This is a genomic window from Myxococcales bacterium, assembly GCA_016706225.1.
In the GTDB taxonomy this organism is placed as follows: Bacteria; Myxococcota_A; Polyangia; order Polyangiales; family Polyangiaceae; genus JADJKB01.
The window spans coordinates 816,617-836,594 of the sequence record JADJKB010000022.1; the positions used below are offsets into that span (position 1 = coordinate 816,617).

14 protein-coding genes are annotated in these 19,978 nt (G+C 67.0%); 3 read left to right on the top strand and 11 right to left on the bottom strand.

Annotated elements, in window-relative coordinates; genetic code table 11:
* Positions 1-46 precede the first annotated feature (46 nt).
* Positions 47-2,320 (top strand): UvrD-helicase domain-containing protein, encoded by a 2,274-nt coding sequence (locus tag IPI67_34615; protein ID MBK7585310.1) that lies wholly within the window; start codon positions 47-49, stop codon positions 2,318-2,320.
* A 10-nt stretch (positions 2,321-2,330) separates the two neighbouring features.
* Here IPI67_34615 and IPI67_34620 read toward each other — a convergent pair whose 3' ends face one another.
* From IPI67_34620 to IPI67_34640, 5 genes are read right to left on the bottom strand one after another with little or no spacing between them, the layout of a single operon-like run.
* Positions 2,331-3,062: an ABC transporter ATP-binding protein gene (locus IPI67_34620; GenBank protein MBK7585311.1), complete on the bottom strand. Its 732-nt coding sequence runs from the start codon at positions 3,060-3,062 to the stop codon at positions 2,331-2,333.
* On the bottom strand, positions 3,055-3,870 hold the full coding sequence (locus IPI67_34625) for an ABC transporter ATP-binding protein (GenBank protein MBK7585312.1): 816 nt from the start codon (positions 3,868-3,870) through the stop codon (positions 3,055-3,057). The genes IPI67_34620 and IPI67_34625 overlap by 8 nt, the downstream gene beginning before the upstream one ends.
* A gap of 20 nt (positions 3,871-3,890) precedes the next feature.
* Entirely contained in the window at positions 3,891-4,907 is a 1,017-nt protein-coding gene (locus IPI67_34630; protein ID MBK7585313.1) for a branched-chain amino acid ABC transporter permease, read from the bottom strand.
* Positions 4,907-5,824 (bottom strand): branched-chain amino acid ABC transporter permease, encoded by a 918-nt coding sequence (locus IPI67_34635; protein ID MBK7585314.1) that lies wholly within the window; start codon positions 5,822-5,824, stop codon positions 4,907-4,909. Before IPI67_34635 ends, IPI67_34630 begins: the two co-directional genes overlap by 1 nt.
* Complete coding sequence (locus IPI67_34640) at positions 5,821-6,987, bottom strand: ABC transporter substrate-binding protein (protein ID MBK7585315.1); 1,167 nt, start codon at positions 6,985-6,987, stop codon at positions 5,821-5,823. The genes IPI67_34635 and IPI67_34640 overlap by 4 nt, the downstream gene beginning before the upstream one ends.
* Before the next feature lie 110 nt (positions 6,988-7,097).
* On the opposite strand from IPI67_34640, the gene IPI67_34645 reads away from it, so the two are divergent.
* On the top strand, positions 7,098-8,249 hold the full coding sequence (locus IPI67_34645; GenBank protein ID MBK7585316.1) for a hypothetical protein: 1,152 nt from the start codon (positions 7,098-7,100) through the stop codon (positions 8,247-8,249).
* 845 nt (positions 8,250-9,094) lie between these two features.
* Here IPI67_34645 and IPI67_34650 read toward each other — a convergent pair.
* From IPI67_34650 to IPI67_34665, 4 genes are all read right to left on the bottom strand, one after another.
* On the bottom strand, positions 9,095-9,541 hold the full coding sequence (locus IPI67_34650; protein ID MBK7585317.1) for a PIN domain-containing protein: 447 nt from the start codon (positions 9,539-9,541) through the stop codon (positions 9,095-9,097).
* Positions 9,538-9,786, bottom strand: a complete 249-nt coding sequence (locus IPI67_34655; GenBank protein MBK7585318.1) for a DUF2191 domain-containing protein — start codon at positions 9,784-9,786, stop codon at positions 9,538-9,540. The genes IPI67_34650 and IPI67_34655 overlap by 4 nt, the downstream gene beginning before the upstream one ends.
* Before the next feature lie 359 nt (positions 9,787-10,145).
* Positions 10,146-11,198 carry a hypothetical protein gene (locus IPI67_34660; protein ID MBK7585319.1) on the bottom strand — a complete coding sequence of 351 codons (1,053 nt, stop codon included), beginning with the start codon at positions 11,196-11,198 and terminating at the stop codon, positions 10,146-10,148.
* Positions 11,199-11,502: 304 nt separating this feature from the next.
* On the bottom strand, positions 11,503-13,563 hold the full coding sequence (locus IPI67_34665) for a protein kinase (protein MBK7585320.1): 2,061 nt from the start codon (positions 13,561-13,563) through the stop codon (positions 11,503-11,505).
* A gap of 105 nt (positions 13,564-13,668) precedes the next feature.
* Between IPI67_34665 and IPI67_34670 the strand changes: the two genes are divergently transcribed.
* On the top strand, positions 13,669-13,977 hold the full coding sequence (locus IPI67_34670) for a tetratricopeptide repeat protein (protein MBK7585321.1): 309 nt from the start codon (positions 13,669-13,671) through the stop codon (positions 13,975-13,977).
* A 16-nt stretch (positions 13,978-13,993) separates the two neighbouring features.
* On the opposite strand, the gene IPI67_34675 is transcribed toward IPI67_34670, so the two are convergent.
* Complete coding sequence (locus IPI67_34675; GenBank protein ID MBK7585322.1) at positions 13,994-15,259, bottom strand: patatin-like phospholipase family protein; 1,266 nt, start codon at positions 15,257-15,259, stop codon at positions 13,994-13,996.
* Positions 15,260-15,271: 12 nt separating this feature from the next.
* Positions 15,272-19,807, bottom strand: coding sequence for a protein kinase (locus IPI67_34680; protein ID MBK7585323.1), 4,536 nt, complete (start codon positions 19,805-19,807; stop codon positions 15,272-15,274).
* Positions 19,808-19,978 lie beyond the last annotated feature (171 nt).

Sequence of the window (19,978 nt, forward strand, 5' to 3'; positions counted from 1 at the left end):
GCTGGCGCTGGTCCCGAGGCTCGTCCCTTGGTAGACCGGAGGGCGGATGGCCGACCTCAACGCTCCGCAAATGGAAGCCGCCGCGCACACCGAGGGTCCGCTCCTGGTGTTTGCTGGCGCCGGAAGCGGCAAGACACGCGTCATCACCTACCGCATCGCGAATCTGCTCTCGCAGCACCGCGTCCCGCCGTATCGGATCTTGGCGGTCACCTTCACCAACAAGGCCGCCGGTGAGCTGAAGAAACGCCTGGAGCAGCTGGCCGGAGCCGAGGTCACTCGAGATCTCTGGGCCGGCACTTTTCACTCGGTGTGTGCGCGCCTGCTGCGGCGCTATCACGCGGAGGTGGGGCTCGGCCCGAAGTTCGTGATCTACGACGATTCGGATCAGAAGGCGGTGGTCGCGCGCCTGCTCAAAGAGCGAGGCCTCGACGACAAACGCATGCCGCCGCGCTGGGTGCTGTCCAAGATCCACAGCCAGAAACGCGAGGGGCGGGGCCCGGGCGATCTGGACCGCGAGAGCGGGTTCGACGCCGAGCTGATCGATCTGTTCGAGGGCTACGAGAAGGCCCTGCGCAGGTCGAACGCCGTCGATTTCGAGGACCTGATCGTGCTGGCCATGCGGGTGGCCGAGAACCGGCAGAGTGAAGCCGGCCGCGAGCTTCGCCAGCGGTTTTTTCACGTTCTGGTCGATGAGTTCCAGGACACCAACCTGACTCAGTACCGGCTGGTCCGAGCGCTGTCAGCGTCCACCCAGAACCTGTGCGTCGTGGGGGACGACGATCAGTCCATCTACCGCTGGCGCGGCGCCAACGTGCAGATCATTCGCGGGTTTCGCCGGGACTTTCCTGGCGCAACAGTGGTCAAGCTCGAGCAGAACTACCGCTCGACCGCCAACATCGTCGGCGCCGCGCTCGGGGTCATCGCGCCGGCTCTCGATCGCGAGCCCAAACAGCTCTGGACCGACGCCGCGCGCGGCGAGCCGGTCCGCATCCGCGCGGTGGGCAACGAGCGCGACGAGGCAGCGTTCGTGGTCCGCAGTGTGCGTGGGGAGCTGCATCGCGGCGTGGACGCCCAGCAGATCGCGGTGTTCTACCGCGTCCACGCCCAGTCGCGCGTGATCGAAGAGGCGCTGCGCACCGAGAACGTTCCGTACCAGATCATCGGCGGAATGCGCTTCTTCGAGCGCGCCGAGGTCAAGGACCTGGTCGCTTACCTGCGCCTGATCGAGAACCCGAAGAGCGACGCGGATCTGCTCAGAATCATCAACGTGCCCGCCCGCGGCATCGGCGACAAGACCGTGGAAATCGTGCTCGACCGCGCCGCCGAAAGCGCGCTCTCCGCCTACGAAGCCCTGGTCGCGCTGGTCCGCGAAGGCCGCCTGACCGGAGCTGCCCGCGCCAAGCTGAACGGCTTCGTTGCGCTGATGGAGAGCCTGCGCACCGCGGCACCGGAGCTTGCCCCCAGTGAGCTCGCGGGCCGTGTGCTCGAAGAGACTGGTTACCGCAAACGACTGCGTGAAGAGGACAGCGCCGAGAGCGACGCGCGCATGGAGAACCTGGAGGAGGTCATCAGCTCGATCCGCGAGTACGAAGAAGACGCCGACACGAAGGGTGAGACCCCGACGCTGATTGGATGGCTCGAGCGGGTTGCCCTGGTGAGTGCCATCGATGCCGCGAAGGACGTGCCCACCGTGAGTCTGATGACGGTGCACGCGGCCAAGGGCCTGGAATTTACCAGCGTGTTCTTGACCGGGCTCGAAGAGGAGACCTTCCCATATCGCGGCATGGACTCGGATGGCATCGACGACCTCGAGGAGGAGCGCCGCCTCGCCTACGTGGCCATCACCCGCGCACGCGAGCGCCTGTTCGTGACCCACGCGGAGACGCGCATGCTGTTCGGTCGCACGCGCTACTGCGCGCCCAGCCGATTCCTGCGAGATTTTCCAGAAGACTCGGTGGTGCGCGAGGGCCTGCCCCGGGCGCTGCCGGCGAGCTACATCACACGCACGAGTGACGACGAAGGCTGGTCCGCACCGCGGCCGCGTGCGCCCGCGTGGCAGACCAGCGTCGACCAAGCGCGCGCACGCATGGTGGCTGCGCTGTCACCCGGGGAACGGGTGGTCGATCGCGAAGCCTTCGACGACGTGGCGCAGAGCGACGAGGATTCGCCGAACATCCGACCCGGAGACCGCGTGCGGCACAAACAGTTCGGACGCGGCGTCGTCGAGCGCGTCGAACACGACGGCAGCGTCACCGTCGTCGCGCGTTTTCCCGGTTTCGGCTCGCGGCGCGTGCGCGCAGAGTGGCTGGAGCTCGGCTGACGCCCAAGCCTCAGGCGTGCACGTCTTCGCCGAGGTACGCGGCCCGAATGCGCGGGTCCTCCCGCAGCTCTTGGCAGCTGCCCGAGAGCACGATTTCCCCCGTCACGAGCACGTAGGCGCGGTTGGCCGTCTGGAGTGCGAGCCGCGTGTTCTGCTCCACGAGCAAAATGGTGATGCCACTCTTGGCGATCTCGCGGATGGCGGCGAACACCTCTTGCACGAGCTTCGGCGCCAATCCCAGGCTCGGCTCATCCAGCAACAGCAGCTTCGGCTGCGCCATGATGGCCCGCGCGATGGCCAGCATCTGCTGCTCGCCACCGCTGAGCGTGCCGCCCTCCTGGCTCATGCGCTCGCCCAGGCGAGGAAAGAGCTCGACCGAGCGCGCGATGCCGCGCTTCTGCTCCGCCGCGGCCCGCCGCTTGAAACCGCCGAGCTGGAGGTTCTCGCGCACCGTCAGGTTGCCGAAGATGGCGCGCCCTTCGGGCACCAGCGCCACCCCGTCGGAGACGATCTGGTGGGTCTTCCTCCCGTTGATGTCGGCACCGAAGATCTTCACGCTGCCGCTCTTGAGCGGCACGAGGCCGACCAGGCTCTTCAGTGTGCTGGTCTTGCCGGCACCGTTGGCGCCGATCAAGGTCACGATCTCGCCGGCCGCGACCTCGAGCGAGACGCCTTTCACCGCGGCGATGCCGCCGTAGCTCACGCGCACGTCCTTCACCTCGAGCGCGGGCACCTCAGCCATTGGTGGGCTCCTCTGGCGCGGGGTTGAAGGGCCGGCTGACCGCCTCGTAGTCCTTCACGGCCTCCTCGGGATCTTCTTCTCCGAGGTACGCCGCGAGCACCTTGGGGTGCTCCTTGATGTGCTCCGGTGAACCTTCCGCGATCGTCTCGCCGTGGTCGACGACGTGGATGTTCTCACACACCGACATCACCACGCTCATGTTGTGCTCGACCAGGACCACGGTGAGACCGAGGTCGTCACGCAAGAACCGGATCTGCCCTTCGAGCTCCCGGGCTTCCTGGCTGTTCATACCAGCGGCGGGCTCGTCGAGCAGCAGGAGCTTTGGCGACAGCATCAGCGCGCGGGCGATCTCGAGCCGCCGCTGTGAGCCGTACGGCAGGCTGTCCGCCGGCTCTGCCGCGAGGTCCTTCAGGTTGAAGATGTCGAGCAACTCGGCGGCGCGGCGCCTGAACTCTCGCTCGTCGTCCATGTAGCGCTGATTGCGAAACACGGCCGAGAGCAGCCCCGCTTTGTGGATACGAAACCCCGCGACCATCACGTTCTCTTCGACGGTCATCGAGCGAAACACCCGGATGTTCTGGAAGGTCCGCGCGATGCCGCGGGCCGCCACCTTGGCGGGTGCCCAGCCGCTGATGTCCTCGCCGTCGAAGCTGATGCGACCGCCGTCGGGTTGGTAGACCCCGGTGATGACGTTGAAGATGGTGGTCTTACCGGCGCCGTTCGGACCGATCAGGCCGAAGATCTGCGCTGGCTCGACCTGGAAGCTCACGCCGGCCACGGCGCGCAGGCCGCCGAAGATCTTCTCCATCTTCTCGAGCACGAGCAGGCTCACTTCGCCGCCGCCTTGCGCTTGAACAGCGAGAGGGACAATTCCCGCGTTCCGAGCAGCCCCTGCGGGCGGACGATCATGATGATGACCAGAAGGAGCGCGTAGAGCACGAGGCGATACTCTTGCAGATCGCGCATCAGCTCCAGGGTGACGGCCAGGAAGATCCCACCAATGACCGCACCCGTGATGGAACCCAACCCGCCGATGATGATCATGACGATCATGTCGATGGACTTCTCGAATTTGAAGTCCTCCGGACGAATCCCGCTCTGCATGTGAGCAAATAACCCGCCGGCAATCCCGGCGGTGGCCGCGCTGATGGTGAACGCCGTCACCTTGAGGCGCGTGGTCGGTGTGGCCATCGCCTCGGCGGCGATTTCATCCTCGCGGATGGCGATCAGCGAGCGTCCACTCTGAGAGAAGGTGATGTTACGGACGATCAGGATGATGACCACCACCCACAGGTAGACCCAGAAGAAGTTGGAGTACGGGGGCAACCCCGCCGGGTCGTCGCCGAAGTAGCCGGTGGCCGAGCCCAGGGCCTTGGTGTTGTTGAACACCAGGCGAATGATCTCGCCGAACCCCAGCGTCACGATGGCGAGGTAGTCCCCCTTCAGGCGCAGGCTCGGCACGCCCACCAGCACGCCGGTAATGCCGGCCAAGAGCGCGCCGACCAGCAGCGCCAGGTTGAACGTCACGGCGTTGCTGATCGCGCCGGCTCCCAGCAGAGCCGTCACCCGCGGTGCGAGCTGCACGCCAACGTACGCGGTGCCATACGCGCCGACCGCCATGAAGCCGGCGTGGCCGATGGAGAACTGCCCGGTCGTGCCGTTGATCAGGTTCAAGCCGACCGCCAGGATGATGTTCACGCCGGCGATCATCACGATGCGCTGCACGTACTCGATCAACCCGGCCTCCGCGCCGAGCCCGATGCCGTAGATGCCGGCGACCACCGCCGCCGCGACCACGAGGCGGATCAGCCAGTGCTTCGGCTCGAGCTTCGTGACCTCGGCCATCACACCTTCTCCTGGCGCACCACGCCCAGGATGCCCTCCGGACGCAGGATCAAGATCACGATCAGGATCATGAACGTGATGGCATCCCGGTAGTCCGGGCTCACGTAGCCAGCGACGAGCTGCTCGGCGAGGCCGATGAGCAACCCGCCCAGCACCGCACCCGGGACGTTACCAATGCCGCCCAGCACCGCTGCGACGAAGGCCTTCAGGCCCGTCAGCACTCCCATCAGCGGGTTGATGGTGATCTGATCGAGGCCGAACAAGATGCCGCCGGCGGCCGCCAGCCCCGAGCCAATGGCAAAGGTCGCGCTGATGGTGCGATCGGTGTCGATGCCCATCAGCTTGGCCGCGTCCAGGTTCACGCTCACCGCGCGCATCGCGCGTCCCGTCCAGGTGCGCTGCACCAGGTACCAGAGCCCGATCATCAGCACGACCGTCACCAGGAAGATGGTCAGCTTGACGTTCGTGACGATGACGCCGCCGAGCTCGTAGCGGACTTCCTTGATGATGGGCGGATAGCGGCGAGGGTTGGGCGTGAACACCAGCATGCCCAGGTTCTGGAGCAGCAGGCTGACGCCGATGGCGGTGATCAAGGGTGTCAAGCGAGGCGCCGTCCGTACCGGCCGGTAGGCGAGGCGTTCGATGGTCACACCCAGCGTGGCCGAGACCAACATCGCGAACAAGAGCACCGCCACCGCGAGGTACAGTGGGAATCCTCGCCCGCTCTTCTCCAGGGCTTCGATGCCCAGAAAACCCGCCGAGTAGTAGCCGGCGTAGGCGCCCACCATGAAGACCTCGCTGTGCGCGAAGTTGATCAGCTTCAAGATGCCATAGACCATCGTGTAGCCCAGAGCGATCAGGGCGTAGATGGAGCCTAACGAGAGGCCGTTGATGATCTGCTGGAGGAGCTCGCTCACGGCGCGACGGTGGCGGCAAACTTGGCTTTGCCGCCCTCGATCTTGAGTACGACCGCGCTCTTCTGCGCGTTGCGCTCCGGGTCGATGGTGATCATCCCGGTCACACCTTCGAAGCCCTTGGTCGCGGTGATGGCGGTCCGCAGCGCGTCGCTGTCGGTCTTACCCGCGCGTTTGATGGCGTCCATCAGCACCGCCGCCGCGTCGTAACCGAGAGCACCGAGCCCCGTGGGTTCGATCCCGTACTTGGCCTTGAAATCCGCCACGAACTTCTGCGCCTTGGGCGTCGCGGCGTCCGGCGCAAAGTGGTTCGAGAAGTACGAGCCGTTCATGGCGTCGCCGCCGATCTTGAACAGATCCGGCGCGTCCCAACCGTCGCCTCCGAGCAGCGGGAGCTTGACCCCCAGGCGCTCGGCGGTGCGGGCAATCGCGCCGACCTCGGCGTAGTAACCCGGCAGGAAGATGGCCTGGGCGTCGGTGCCCTTGATCGCGGTCACTTGCGCCGAGAAATCGGTGTCGCCTTGGCCGTAGGACTGCTCGACGACGATCTTGCCGCCCATCTTCTCGAACGACTCCTTGAAGGCCGCCGCGAGCCCGATGGAGTAGTCGTTCTTCACGTCCTTCAGGATCGCGACCTTCTCGACCTTCAGGTTCTCTTTGGCGAACTTCGCCATGGCCTTGCCCTGAAACGGATCGAGGAAACACACACGGAAGATGTAGTCCCCGACCTCGGTCACCTTGGGATTCGTCGACGAGGGGGAGATCATCGGGATCTTGCGGCGCTGCGCCACGCGCCCGCCGGCCAGCGAGAGACTCGAGGCCACCTCGCCCAGAATCGCGACGCTCTTCTCGACGTCGATCAAACGCGTCACGGCGTTGGCGGCCTCGGCGGAGTCGCCGCGCGTGTCGAGCGTCACGATCTTCACTTGCTTGCCGAGCACCCCGCCGGCGGCGTTGACCTCGTCGACGGCCAACCGCACGGCCTTGTCGGTGTCCTGACCGAAGTGCGCGGTGCTGCCGGTCATCGAGGCGTAGTGGCCGATGACGATCTCGGTTCCCCCTCCGCTCGAGCTGCCCCCGCCGGACGCGCCCTTCTTGCAGCCATTCGCGGCGGGCAGGGCCAGAGCGGTTAGAGCGATGAACAAACTGCGGCGACCGAGACGCATGCTCCCTCCAAGGTGCTGGGCACTCTGCCCACGAAGCCGCGGGAACCTACCACAGGGCCGAACTCGGCCGAGAGAGGCAGGGACCGGGCGAAGGCTGTATAGTGGAAATCATGCGGCTACGAGGCTGGGTTTCGCTCGGGGCAATCGCGTGCGGGGTCTGGGTCGGCCAAGGCTGCGGCGGGGATCAGTTCACCGACAGCAAGGGAACTGGCGCGGCAAGTGGGTCGGGCGGAGGCGCGGGTGACGGGGGCGGCGTGGGAGGCACGACCGGTGGCGCAGGCGGCGCGGCGGCGGGTGCGGGCGGTGCACCCGGCGGGGCCGCTGGTTCGGCGGCCGGTATGGGTGGCACGACCGGTGGCGCGGGCGGCGCGACGGGCGGCACCACCGGCACCGGCGCGACCGGAGGTCTGCCCGCGTGCAGCGGCAGCGGGGTCTGTGCGCCGGCGGTCCCCGGAGGTTGGCAAGGGCCGCTCACCATCGTCGACGCCAACAGCAAGACGGCACCCGCTTGTGGTGGTGGTTATCCGAACGAGATCTTCGTCGCGCACAATCAGCTGAGTGGCAGTGCGCCGGCTCCGGGCTGTTCGTGTGTGTGCGACGGCAGCAGTGCCACGTGCAAGAGCGTGCAGGTTGCTGCCTACAACAACGCGGGGTGTACGGGTGCGACCTGCTGTGCAGGCACCCCCTGCACTACCGTGACCCTCAATTCGGGTGCCTGTGTGCAAGGCGGAACTTCCCTCTGCTCTGCTGTCTCTCACGCCATCATCAGCGCCACCACCACGCCTTGCACACCAGCCGTGGACGCGAACCTCGACAACATCGCGTGGACCCGCAGCATCCGAGGCTGCGCCCCCGCCGCTCAGGGCAACTGCGGCTCGTCCGGGACCTGTGTGCCAAACCCTGCCGCGCCGACCACAGGAAAGCTGTGTATCAGCAAGGACGGGAACCAGCCCTGCTCGGGTGCATACACGCAGGCGATCCACACCTGGAAGACAGACGACAAACGCGGCTGCGCCATCGGCTCGTGCGGCTGCACGTCGCCGGCGTGCGGCTCGATTCAGCCCTTCGGCGCCTTGAACTGCACCGGCACGCCAATGGGAAGTGACGCGGTGCCCCTGGCCTGCAACACCGCCATCCCGAGCGCGGGCGTCATGTCCATGAAATACACGGCCCTGGCAAAACCGACCTGTGCTCCAACCGGCGGTCCCAAGGCAAGCGGTGAGCTTCAGCAGCAAGAGCTGACGGTCTGCTGTTTGCCGTGAGAATTTCTTGTTTCTTGTCTCGGTGGAAATCTTGTTTTTCGGAGTCTTTGTCGCGACCACCGAACTGGAGTTCTTGTTTCTTGTCTCGACCACCGAACTGCCCTGCGACTGTTCCAATGGCAAAGCCTTGCTCCGGCGCAGTTTCAAAATCGACGTCGAGCGCTGTGAATGCGGCGGCCGCATGAAGCTCAAGGCACTCGTCATGACCAGCGCTGGCATCGAGCGCCAAGACATGGGTCCAAACCGGGGTGGTCGGCCTGGTCGCCGGAGGCCTGGTCACGCTCTACGGATTGGTGCTGGCGGTGGGAGGGGCTTCGCAAGCCGACGAAATCGAGAGCTCGTGCGCTGCCAAGTGCAACTCAAGTCAAGAGCGGGAGATTCAAAGCCGGCGGATGAACGCTCGAGTGGGAACGGTCGTCGCTGCGGCCGGAGGAGGCCTGATGGCGGGAGGGGGTGTCGTCCTTTTGCTGGTCCCGGTGAAGTCAGCAACGGAGGGTGACTCTCTAGGGCGCTTCGGAGCAAACCTCCGCGTGCAAGCGCGCTTCGCGCCGCACGACCCGGCCCCGGCGATCGCGAGATCGCGCCGACCTTCAGGGCGGCAGCACGGTGAAGCCAGCGAGATCGGCGGCGGTCCTCAGCTCGTCGTCGTAGCAGACGAACCACCGGCCTCGCGGCTGCCCACGGCAGTAGATCATGGCCGCACCGAGCTGAAACGCATCCGCCGCGCGCAGCGGGTACTTGGTGCTCGCGTGGACCGACAGGCGCCAACGCCTGGGCGACCTGGCGGCGCAGACGCTGGTGATACGCGACGGGCGCCGAGCTCGAGCGAACCCTGTGAAGCGCCGTCAGCGCTCGGAGCCCTCGACGAGAGGGTTCGCTGTTCTCAGCGGGGCGAAGCGGTTGAAGTCACGGTCGGCGGTCCAGAGCTCCGCGACTCCGTGCGCGATGCACAGCGCAGCAATGCGTGCGTCGTGGACCTTGGCCCCGCTGACCTGGGATGACTGGAGCAGAGCTGCCAGGGAATCCCAGTATCCCTCCTCTTCGGAGAGTAGTCGGACGGCGGGCGAGCCCAGCCACTGACTGGCTTGCTCGAGCGCGAGATCGAGCGGTGTCGGTGCCTTGTAGATCCGAGCGTTGGTGACGTTGGCCACGAACTCGTGGATACACGGCCAGGGCAGCGCCCAGCGCGTTCCACCCTCGACCAACTGGCGCACCACCTGCACGGCGCGATCGTGGAACGGGGAGTCGCTTCGGTGCGAGTACACCAGGATGTTGGTGTCGACGGCGATCACGCGCCGCGCCCTTCGTACGTCAGGTCGCGCAGCCGATCGCTGTCAGTCCATTCGAGCCCCTCGACGAGGCCCCCGCCACCGAACGAACAGTCCTTCATTCGGTACCGGTCGGCCGTCGGCCGCTCGCGTTGGAGTATTTCGCTGAGGCCCTCGAGCAAGAGCGCGCGAAGCGAGGTCTTGCGCTCACGCGCGAGTTTCTTGGCGCGTTGGAACAGGCTGTCGGGGATATCCAACGAAGTACGCATTATGCTCATGCATATCTCATGATATGCGCTTATGCAACGACTTCGGTCAGCGCCGAAGGCGGCCGCGCGCCAGCCGCAGCGCTGCGGCCGTCACCCGGGCTCAATCAGCAAGCCGGGCGCACGTCCTTCTCGGAGTTCTTGTTTCTTGCCTCGACCACCGAACTGCCGTGCGACTGTTCCAAGCGGGTGAAACAGCCGGCGCCGGGCCCGGCCGGTTTTCGCACTCGGGTCTTCGTTCCAGTACGTGATCTGATCGTGCCAAGACCCCGGGTGCGGTTCCGGGGCGGCCTGCGGCCGGGCCCACGCATGAGCCGTGACCCGGAACGTCCGGGCCCGGTTGTCATGAGTACGGCCCCCGCTCAGAACGCGATCGGCACGTCGATCTGGATGATGTGGTTCGAGTCGTACGTGTCGCCGTCGCCCTGGGGTTTGTCCAGGAAGCGCGCGTAGGCGATGCCCGGCCGGAGCCACATGCTCTCGCCGACCTTCAGGTGAAGCCGCGGTCCGATCGCAACGCTCAAGTTGTCGGCGGTCGAGTTCTTCGCCTCCACCGGCGGTTGTTTCGGCTTCGACAGCCAGCGCTGGTAGTTGAGCTCGGCACCGATCGACAGCTCGGGGATCACGAAGTACCCGACGTGCAGACCGCTCGTGAAGTTGGTCTTCGACTTGTCCGGATTGACCTTGTCCCCCTTCACGCGCATGAGCTGGAGCACCGTAACCTCGGCTTGAATGGTGAGGTTGCTCGCCACATACGCAAAACCCACGCCGGGAAACGGCGTGAAGTAGTTGGTCGCGAACATGGCGTTGTCCATGTAGCGACGCGCGCCCATGCCCCCGGCAAGCGCCACGGACTTCTCGGCGTTCGGGCTGTTTCCACCGTTCGAGCCCAGCGGTAACGCCAGTCCCAGAAACAAGCCGAGTTTCATCTCGGGGCTGAGCGCGATGCCGTAGAGCCCACCAATCACCGGGTTCAGGAACGCAGAGCCGCTGGCACCACCAGGAGGATCCGACGGTGAGTGTGTCACGTACCCGAGCCGTACGAGCGGCGCGAAGTCCGGCGTCACTTTGTACGCGAAGAGCAGGGACGTCGCGATGATGTTGCCACCAGAGTCGGCGCCCTTCGGTTTGTACATCTGGATCGACGTGTCGAGGCGGGCGACGTTGCCCGGCGCGATGGGGCGCAACTGCCAGGGCAACGAGTACGGGGGCTTCTTGGGTTTCGCCTCGGCGGTTGCGGCTTCCGTCGGCGCAGCTTTGGGAGCGGCTTCCGTTGTTACCGCCGGTGTCTCGTCCGCGGGGGCTGCACCGTCCGTGGGGGCTGCACCGTCCGCGGGTGCCGCGTCATCTTGCGCGCTGGCGACACCAGCTCCGAGCACCAAAGCCAACGAGATGGGAACGATTGCAGCCCTCATGATCGACTACCTCCTGGCGTTGCCAGCGTGAGATGGGTTTCGAGCGTGACCCCGACGCGCGGGGCCAACTCGGAGCCTGTTTCGCACGGCGGCCCTACAAGGCGCATGCCCAGAATTTGGGGCACATGACATCGCTCAGCTCGATCACCGGATCGCCGCAAAATCAACTCACTGGATAGCCAAGTCCGGTGAGAGCCCCGGCTGATATTCTGCGCATGACCCGCGTCTTCACGGCACGATTTGCGCGAAACGAAGCCCGGACAACAACGGAGGGTCCGCCAGAAACGGCGTGCGCCGTGCGCGATCAGAGATCCAGATCCTGCGCCGGGTTGGTGCGAGGCGGTCTCGCCGACGGGCGTGCGGGGCTCGCTCTCGGGCCCGCCCTGCCCGCCGCCGCTGCGGCTGCGCTTGCAGCTCGCGCCGGGGGCAGCTTGCCCTGGTCGAGCGCACTCTTCACGATCTTCAACCGCTCCAGCGGCGCACCGAGCTGTTTGGTTTCGGTCCACAGACGCACGGCCTCGGTCAGCGCTGCGCGGGCTTCCTTGTTCCGCTTGGCGAGCAGCAGCGCGTCTCCGTGGGCGAGCCACGCCGCGACGTTGCGAGGTTCGACCGCCACGGCGCGCTCGGTGTGCGCGTGCGCAGCGTTGCCGTCACGCTTCTCCAGCGCGCGCTCCGCCAGGAGCACGTGCGCCATCACGTTGTCGGGATCTTCTTTCAGCGTTTGGTTCGCTTCGCGCTCCGCAGCATCGTCGAAGCCCGCCGCGTGATGTGCGAGCGCCAGTTGCGCGCGAAGACCCGGCACCGGCGATTTCGCCAGGGCACGCTGCAGCTGCTCGATGGCATCCGTGCTGCGACCCGCGGCAGCGTAGGCACGCCCGGCCGCCGCGATGGCAACGACCAGCTCGGGCCCCAGGGTCTGCGCGGTCTGCGCTTCCCGAACGGCCTCGTCGGTCTTGCCTGCGCGCACCAGCGCCGATGAGAGCCCGACGTGGGGCAGCGCGAACGACGGATCGACCGCGGCAGCGCTGCGCAATGCCGCCAGGGCTGCGTCCAGATCACCTCGCGAGAGATCACGCATGCCCAAACAAAACGGCCGAGCGGCCTTCCAGCGCTCGCTTGGCCGCCGCACTGCCGCCGTCGCGCGTTCGAAGTCGAGCGCGGCAGTCTCCCACTCTCCGGGTGAGACGGAGCCGACCTCTCGAGAATAGCGATCGAGTGTGTCGAGCCCGAGCCGGGGCTCTCGCTCGGGATGCGCGGCGGGTGCGCTCGGAGGTTCCCTCGGACGCTCGCGTCCACGCAGCGCCTTGACGGCACCGATGCCAACGAACACCGACAGCACGACGAGGCCCACCCCGACCGCCCATGGCAGACGAAACGACGGTGGCGGCGCCGGCGCCAAGGCGGAAGCGGCGGTGGTGGTCGCCGCAGGTTCCGGCATGGCGAGCGTCTTCGGCGGGGCCACGGATGGAAACGGTGTCGGCATGGCCTGCGTCGTCGCCAGCTCGTGGAGCGAGACCTCCCGGGCCGCCGCCTCGAGCACACCCGCCAGCTCGTCGGCGCTCGCATAACGGTCGTTTCGATCCTTTGCGAGACAGCGTCGCAGGATGCTCTCGATCACGCGCGGCGCGCCCGGATTGTGGCTCGCGACCGGCGGGGGCTCGTCGCGGGTGGTGGAGACGATGATGTCGAGCGACGAGCTCCCCTGGAATGGCCGGACGCCCGTCACCATCTCGTAGAGCACCACACCGATGGCGAAGATGTCGGTCCTTGCATCCACCGATTCACCCCGCGCCTGCTCCGGCGCCATGTAACCCGGTGTGCCGAGCACCCGCCCCTCTTCGGTGATCGCGGTGGCGGCTGCAGCTTTGTCACTGGACTCGGCGGCCTCCGGCTTGGCGATGCCGAAGTCGAGCACCTTGACGGCATCGTTCGGCAGAACCATCACGTTCTCCGGCTTCAGATCCCGATGAACGAGGCCCGCCGCGTGCGCGTGGGCGAGGCCGCGCGCAACACCAACCGCAATGTCCAGCGCGCGCGACGTCGACACCCGAGTCGCGGTCATCAGGTCCCGCAGACTCTCTCCGGCGACGAGCTCCATCACGATGAACACTCGCCCATCGACCTCGTCGATCTCGAACACCGTGGCGATGTTCGGATGACTCATCTGGGCCGCGGAGCGCGCCTCGCGCAGAAAGCGCTGGCGGCGCTCCGCCGACCCGACGAGCTCCGGTGGCAAGACCTTGATCGCGACTCGCCGCCCGAGCGTCTCGTCGAGCGCCTCGTAGACCACACCCATGCCACCTGCGCCGAGCTGACGCTGAATGACGAAGTGGGCGAGTCGGGCGCCGGGGCCGAGGGCGGTCATGGTCTCTTTCGCACCCGAGCTCCGCGGGCGCCGAACCCTCAGCTTAACCCAAGCCGGACGACCCGGCTTGACGCCCGCCCTGTTCGGCCCGACGAAGCGCGAGGCATGAACAAACGGCTGGAGATGCTGGAGAAGCTGGTCGAAGGCGGCAAGGCCGACTCGTTTGCGCGCTACGCGCTGGCGATGGAATACAAAAAGGCAGAACGCCCCGACGACGCGCTCACGACGTTCGAGGCGCTGCGTGCGGCCGATCCGGACTATCTGCCGATGTACTTGATGGCTGGTCAGCTGCTCATCGACAATCGCCGGGGTGATGAGGCCAAGGTGTGGCTCAGCGCGGGGGTCGAGCTCGCAAAAAAACAGGGCGAGAGCAAGGCCGTCGCGGAGCTCGAGGCCGCGCTCGCGGTGGCCTGAGGCATCGCAAGAAGGCTCAGCCGACCGCTGGCGGAGGCAGCGACCAGCCGCTGCCCTCGCGACCGCCACCCTCGATCGGCGCGTCGTCCTCGGCCGCACCGAGAAAATCGAGGATCTCGGCGCGGCGCGCGTGGGCGTCGCTGCGCCCCAGATCGATCAGGCGGCGTGCAAAACCGCCATCGAACAGCAGGTAGCTGGCGAGATCGGCGTCGTCGATGCGACCGACGTCGATCAACCGGAGTAGTTGTTTGGTCACGAGGGGACCCCCGCGCAGCTTGCCGGCGCGCATGTACTCGGCCGCAATCTTTCCAATGCCCTCGGTGGGCCGCACCACGAGTGTCTCGATGGGACGAAAGCTGTGACCGCCGCGCATCAAGGCAGCCTCGTTCAACTTGTCGACGAAGTCGGGGCCGAAGCTCGCCTCCCCGCTCTGCATCAGATCGTTCAGCAGGTTCACGAACCCGAGATCGTTGTCGAGGTGGTCGAGCAAGAGCGCGTTCATGATCTTGCCGAGCAGCATGGTGGCACTGGGTGAAGCCAGCGGTCCGGTCTTGGCGTGAGCCACACCCCGCACCAGTCGCGAAGTACCAACTACCAGGACGTGGGTGGCGCCCAGGCGGATTGCTGGGGCGATGGGGGTGTTCTGGCGCACTCCGCCGTCGACGTAGAGCTGGCTGCCAATCTGCACCGGCGGAAACAAAAGTGGAATGGCCGCCGACGCCAGCGCGTGCTGCGGGCCGATGCGCTCGGAGCGGATCAGCGTGCGGGGCGGGGCCCGCGTCGGCAGCGAGGTCGTGGGCGCCGTCTGCATGAAGATCACGGTGCGGCCCGTCGCGACCTCGGTCGCGGACACACTCAATGCCTTGAGCACGTTGGCCTTCAGCGTGCGGGTCACCGCGCGCCAGGGCACCTCACGCTGCACCAGGCGCGCCATCGGCGACACATCGAAGAGCCCGGCCCCACTGCCGCCACCGTAGAGCACGCGCGGGAGGCTGACGGCTTGGCGCCAGCCGAAGCCGAGCACGTCATCGAGCGCCAAACCCGACCAGACGTCGACCAGGCGGCGCATGCCCAAGACCGGATCGCCCATGTGCGCCGCCAGGTAGGCGCTGTTGATCGCGCCCACGCTGGTGCCGCAGATCACGTCCACGCGCGGCGGCGCACCGCGCATGCGGGCCAGCTCGTCGAACAGGTACCAGAGGACACCGACCTCGTACGCGCCGCGGGCTCCGCCTCCAGATAGGATGACCGCGAGCCTCCGGTGTTGGGGCTTCTCCGTCACGAAGCGCGCACGCTACCCGATCTCGTCGTCCGACTGAACGTCTTCTCGCGCCTCGGCCGGCGGTGGATCGCTGGATTGAGGAAAGTCCGAGGGCAACGGCGGCGGATCGACCTTGGGCTTGGCGGTCGAGAGGTCCGGCGCCGCAGGTGGTTCGCTGCCGAACAACTTGGCCGTTGCGGCGCGCTTCAAGAACTGCTGTTTGAGCTCGGGGTCGCGGATCGAGTCGTACAGCTCCAGGGCGAACTTTCGTCCGCGTCGCCGCATCTCGGTGACCTGTGGCGAGCCCGCGCGCTCGAGCGCCTCGAGGCACAGCGCGCGCGTCTCGAGCCCGTACTCGGAGCCCTGAATCGTCTCGATGGCTCCCATCGCCGTCGTCGCCAGCAAGATCCCCGTGTGGGACTCACCGATGTCGGCGCGTGCCGCTGCTTCGACCGCCATCGCGTAGAAATGGTACGCCACGTAGGCCTGAGCCTCGGCGGCCTGGCGCGCATCGAACGCGAACATGACCGCGCTGCCGGAGTCGTCCGTGGCCCGAGCCAAAATGGCCCGCAAGATCTTCTCGTGCACCGAGTCGTAGGCGCTGCCGGTCACGGCGGTGAGCGCGCCGGCGTCACCGACGAACGTGTCCGCCGCGGCCACGTCTCCGAGCTCCATCAGGACCTCGGCAGTGCAGAGCAGTGTATCGGCACGCGCGTCCTGATCGCCGTAGCGTTCGTGAGCTTCCCGAGCGCGCTTCAGGTAGGCCAACCCGCGCTGGATGTCACCGAGTCGCGCGTAACACTGACCGATGTTGGAGAGCGTCTTTGCGATCTGGAACCGCCCGCCAATGGCCAGATCGATGCGAATTGCGTCCAGCGCCAGGGCGATCGCGTCTTCGAAGCGTCCCAGCACGAACAGCGCGTAGGCCAGGGAGTTCTTCGCCCGCGCCTCCTGGCGACGCGCGCCGGCCTGGCGGAAGACGGCGATGGCCTCGGCGTGAGCGTCGACGGCCTCGTCGGTGCGCCCCACCCGGCGCAAGAGGGTGCCGCGCGTGCGCAGCACCTCCGCGCGAAAACGTGGCGGCACGTCCGGGTGGTCGGCGGTCTTGAGCGCCCGGTCACAGGCAGCGAGGGCACCCTGCATGTCACCCAGGTCGCGGAGCATCTCGCTCATCAGCGCCTGAGTCTGAGCCTCCATCACCGGCATCTGTGACTTGTGACTCATCAGCTCAGCGCGTCTTGCACTGGTCAGCCCACGCGCGAGGTGCCCTTCGTCCTGTTCGAAGCGCGCGGTACGGAAGAGCGCGGTCGCGACCCACGTCACCGAGTTCGACTTGCGCGACAGCTGCCGCAGCGCAGTCAGGTGTTTGCGCCGCTCGCGCCAGCGGCCTTGAAACCGGGTGATGTTCTCCAGCGCCTCGTGGGCCTCGAGCCGGCGCAGATCGTCGGCGGGCAAGAGGGCGATCGCGCGGCGATAATAGCGCGTCGCCAGCTGGACCTGGTAACTGGCTCGGGCCACTCCGGCCGCTTCCAGATAGAGCTCGGCGGCCTCGGCGGAGGCTTTGCCTCGCGACAGGTGGCGCGCGACGATGGCGGCGGTGAGCCCGCGGGCCAGCGGCGTTCCTGCCAGATACTGCCCAAGACGACGGTGCATGCGCTCGCGCGTGGGTTTTTCCAGGCCGCGATAGGCGACGTCGCGGGTGAGCGGGTGGCGCACGTCGATGGTGTCGCCCTTTGCGTCACACAGCCCGCGAGCGCACAGGCGAATCACCGGCTCTTCGGCGCTCTCACCCTTCAGGGCATCGAGGTCTTCCATTTCGAGCGGACCGCCCGCAACGGCCAACCACTCGACGATCTCCTGCTCCTCGATCGGCAGCTCCGCCAGGCGATCGGCGATCAGCTGCTCGAGGGTCGAGGGCAGCGCGGGGCCGGCCTCTTCTCCGGGTCGCTCGACCCGCACCAGCTCCTGGCTGTCGTCCGGGCGTTCGCGAAGCTCCAGCGTGCCGCGCTCGAGCAGCGCGTCGACCATCTCGATGAGGAAGAACGGATTGCCCGCCGCCCGAGGCAAGAGGTCGGAGCACACTTGCTCGACGCCCTCGCGTGCCCCCAGTCGGGCCTGCAACAAGCGGATCTGATTCTCCGCCGACAGTCCGATCAGCTCGATGCGCACCAACCCGTCGATGTACGCCGCGGTGGCCTCGTCGGGACGCGTCACCAGCACCACCAGGAGAGGGATCGGATCAGCGCGCTTGAGGAGCTCGGCCACCAGCTCGAGACTGGGCCGATCACTCCACTGCAGTCCTTCGATCATCACCACCAGTGGGGAATCGAGGGCGGCGCGCGCGAAGAAACGTCGGATGCCCGAGCTGATGAGCTTTTTGTAGTGGGCGACGTCCCCGTCGTCCGAGGCCGCGGCCACTCGGCCCACCGTGAGCTCGGCCATCCGGAGCACGATCTCTGCTCCCTGCGCCCCGACCGCGAAGTCTCCGAGTACTTCCGTGATGGCCCGGGACACCTCCTCCAGTGACTGATCGGACTTGGTGCCGGTGAGCTGGCGAACCCAATCGCCGACGTTCGCGAAGGGCACCTCGGTTCGCGAAGGAGAGCACTCGACGCGCAGCACGCGTGCGTCAGGCGGGAGCTCCGACAGAAAGGTCGCAGCCAGCGCCGTCTTCCCGATGCCCATCTCGCCGTACACCACCCGCGCCATCACCTGGCCCGTGCCACCTTTCGCACCGGGTGTGAGCGCCTGGTGATAAGCCGCGTGCAGATCGGCGAGCTCCGAATCACGACCGATGAGATCGCTCGGAGCGTGGGCGCTCTCGTGCAAACGCTCATCGCGGGTCAGGGGTCGCACCAGCGAATAGATCCGCATGTTTTGCGGCAGATCGCGGGCCAATGCGTCGTCCAGCACGATGGTGGGTGCGTCGCCCCACACGAAGTCGCGCCGCACCAGGCGATACAAACCTCCGGCGACCCAGGTCACGCCGGCCGGGGCGCGTTCACCCAGCAGCCCGGACAGGTAGTCCGCAGCTTCTTGCAGCGCGTGCTCCACCAGATGACCGCCCTTGTCGCGTCGGCCGGTCGCGATCCCTCTCACGATGCCGACACTCGCCGCGAGCGGAGTCGGCAGGTCGTCGGTCGTGCCATGAATTGCTTCGTGCACGTCGACCGCCAACCAAGCGGCGTCGAACGCAGCGCGCGCGGGGTTCGCGGTCAGCCCGACGACGGCCCGCGCGGACGTGGACAACGACGGTGAGCCGCCGCCGACGGGAGTCTGACGCGCCTCCCAGGTCCAGCGGGCCGCGCGCTTGAAGGCGATCTCGTCCAGCGTACCTCGGAGCTGCTCCAAGAAGCGGGTCGCGCCGCCGGGCCCCACCGCCTTCTCCAGCTCGTCGATGCCCTGCAGGCGCAAGGTGACGATGGCCACGTGCCGCACTTCTCGCCCGGCCTCGCGCGTGCGCCGCGGGTGGATCGGCCGACCGGGTCCGGTCGCCTCGTCCGTCGGAAGCACGACCGGCACCGCCGAGCCGACGCTGCCCGTCGTGGAGGAACCCCCATCACTCTCGTCGTCGCCGAACTGACTCTCCGCCTGGCCTCCCATGCCGTCGTCGACGCCAGGTGAGGTGTGCTCGCGACTGACGAGCTGCGAAAGCACGCCCTCGAGCACGTGTGCGTCCACCATCTCCTGTTTTTGAAACAGGACACGCGTGATCGCCGCAGCCATTTCCCGCGCGTTCTGGAAGCGATCGGCGGCGCCCTTGGCGAGCGCACGCATCACGATGGCCTCGAGCTCCGTCGGCACGTCGCGCGCGAAGGTGCTCGGCGGTTCGACGTTGCCGGTGCGCACGGCGTCGAGCAGCTCTTGCCCCTCGGCCGCTCCGTGGAGTGGCCGACCGGTGAGCAGCTCGTGAAACACGACTCCCAACGAGTAGATGTCCGTGCGCCGGTCCGCCTTCTCGGCGCGGGCCTGCTCCGGCGACATGTACGCGGTCTTGCCCTTCAAGACGCCCGGCTCTTCCCGGAACAAGTTCGCGGTCGCGATGCCGAAATCGGCGACCTTCACCGCGCCCTCGAAGGAGACCAGGACGTTCTGCGGTGACACGTCACGGTGGACGATCTCGAGCGGCGCGCCGCCTTCGTCCTTGCGCTCGTGGGCGTAGTGCAGACCCTTGGCCACCTCGGCGATCAAATAGGCGGCGACGAACGGCGGGATCTTCTTCTGGTTGCTCCGCGCGGCACGCATCACCTTGCGCAGGTCGGGCCCCTCTACGTACTCCATGCTGAGGAGCTGTCCCTCCTCGCCATAGTCCTGAAAATCGTAGACCTGAACGATGTTCGGGTGGTTGAGACGCGTCGCGAGCTGGGCCTCTTCGGCGAACATCGATCGAAACCGCCGCGACGAACCGAACTGCGGCAAGATTCGCTTGACGACGAGCAGCTTGTACGTGCCCTCGGCTCCGCGGCGCTTTGCCAGAAACACCTCGGCCATGCCGCCGGCGCCAAGCCGGCGGATCACCTCGAAGTCAGCGAGGCGCTCGGGTACTGGGTGTGGCGGCTCGTCGCTCATCCGTCGGGGCAGGGGATCCTACTCCGACGGGGCGCGAGGGCGGAACGGCTGGAAAAACCCGCGCCCATCCGAGCCTGGGGCAGCGCCGGCGAGCGCTGAACTGGCGGGGAAGCCCGGGTGTTTTCGCTGCCAAAGAGGCGAAGATTGCCGGGAAGAACGCCGCGAAAGTCG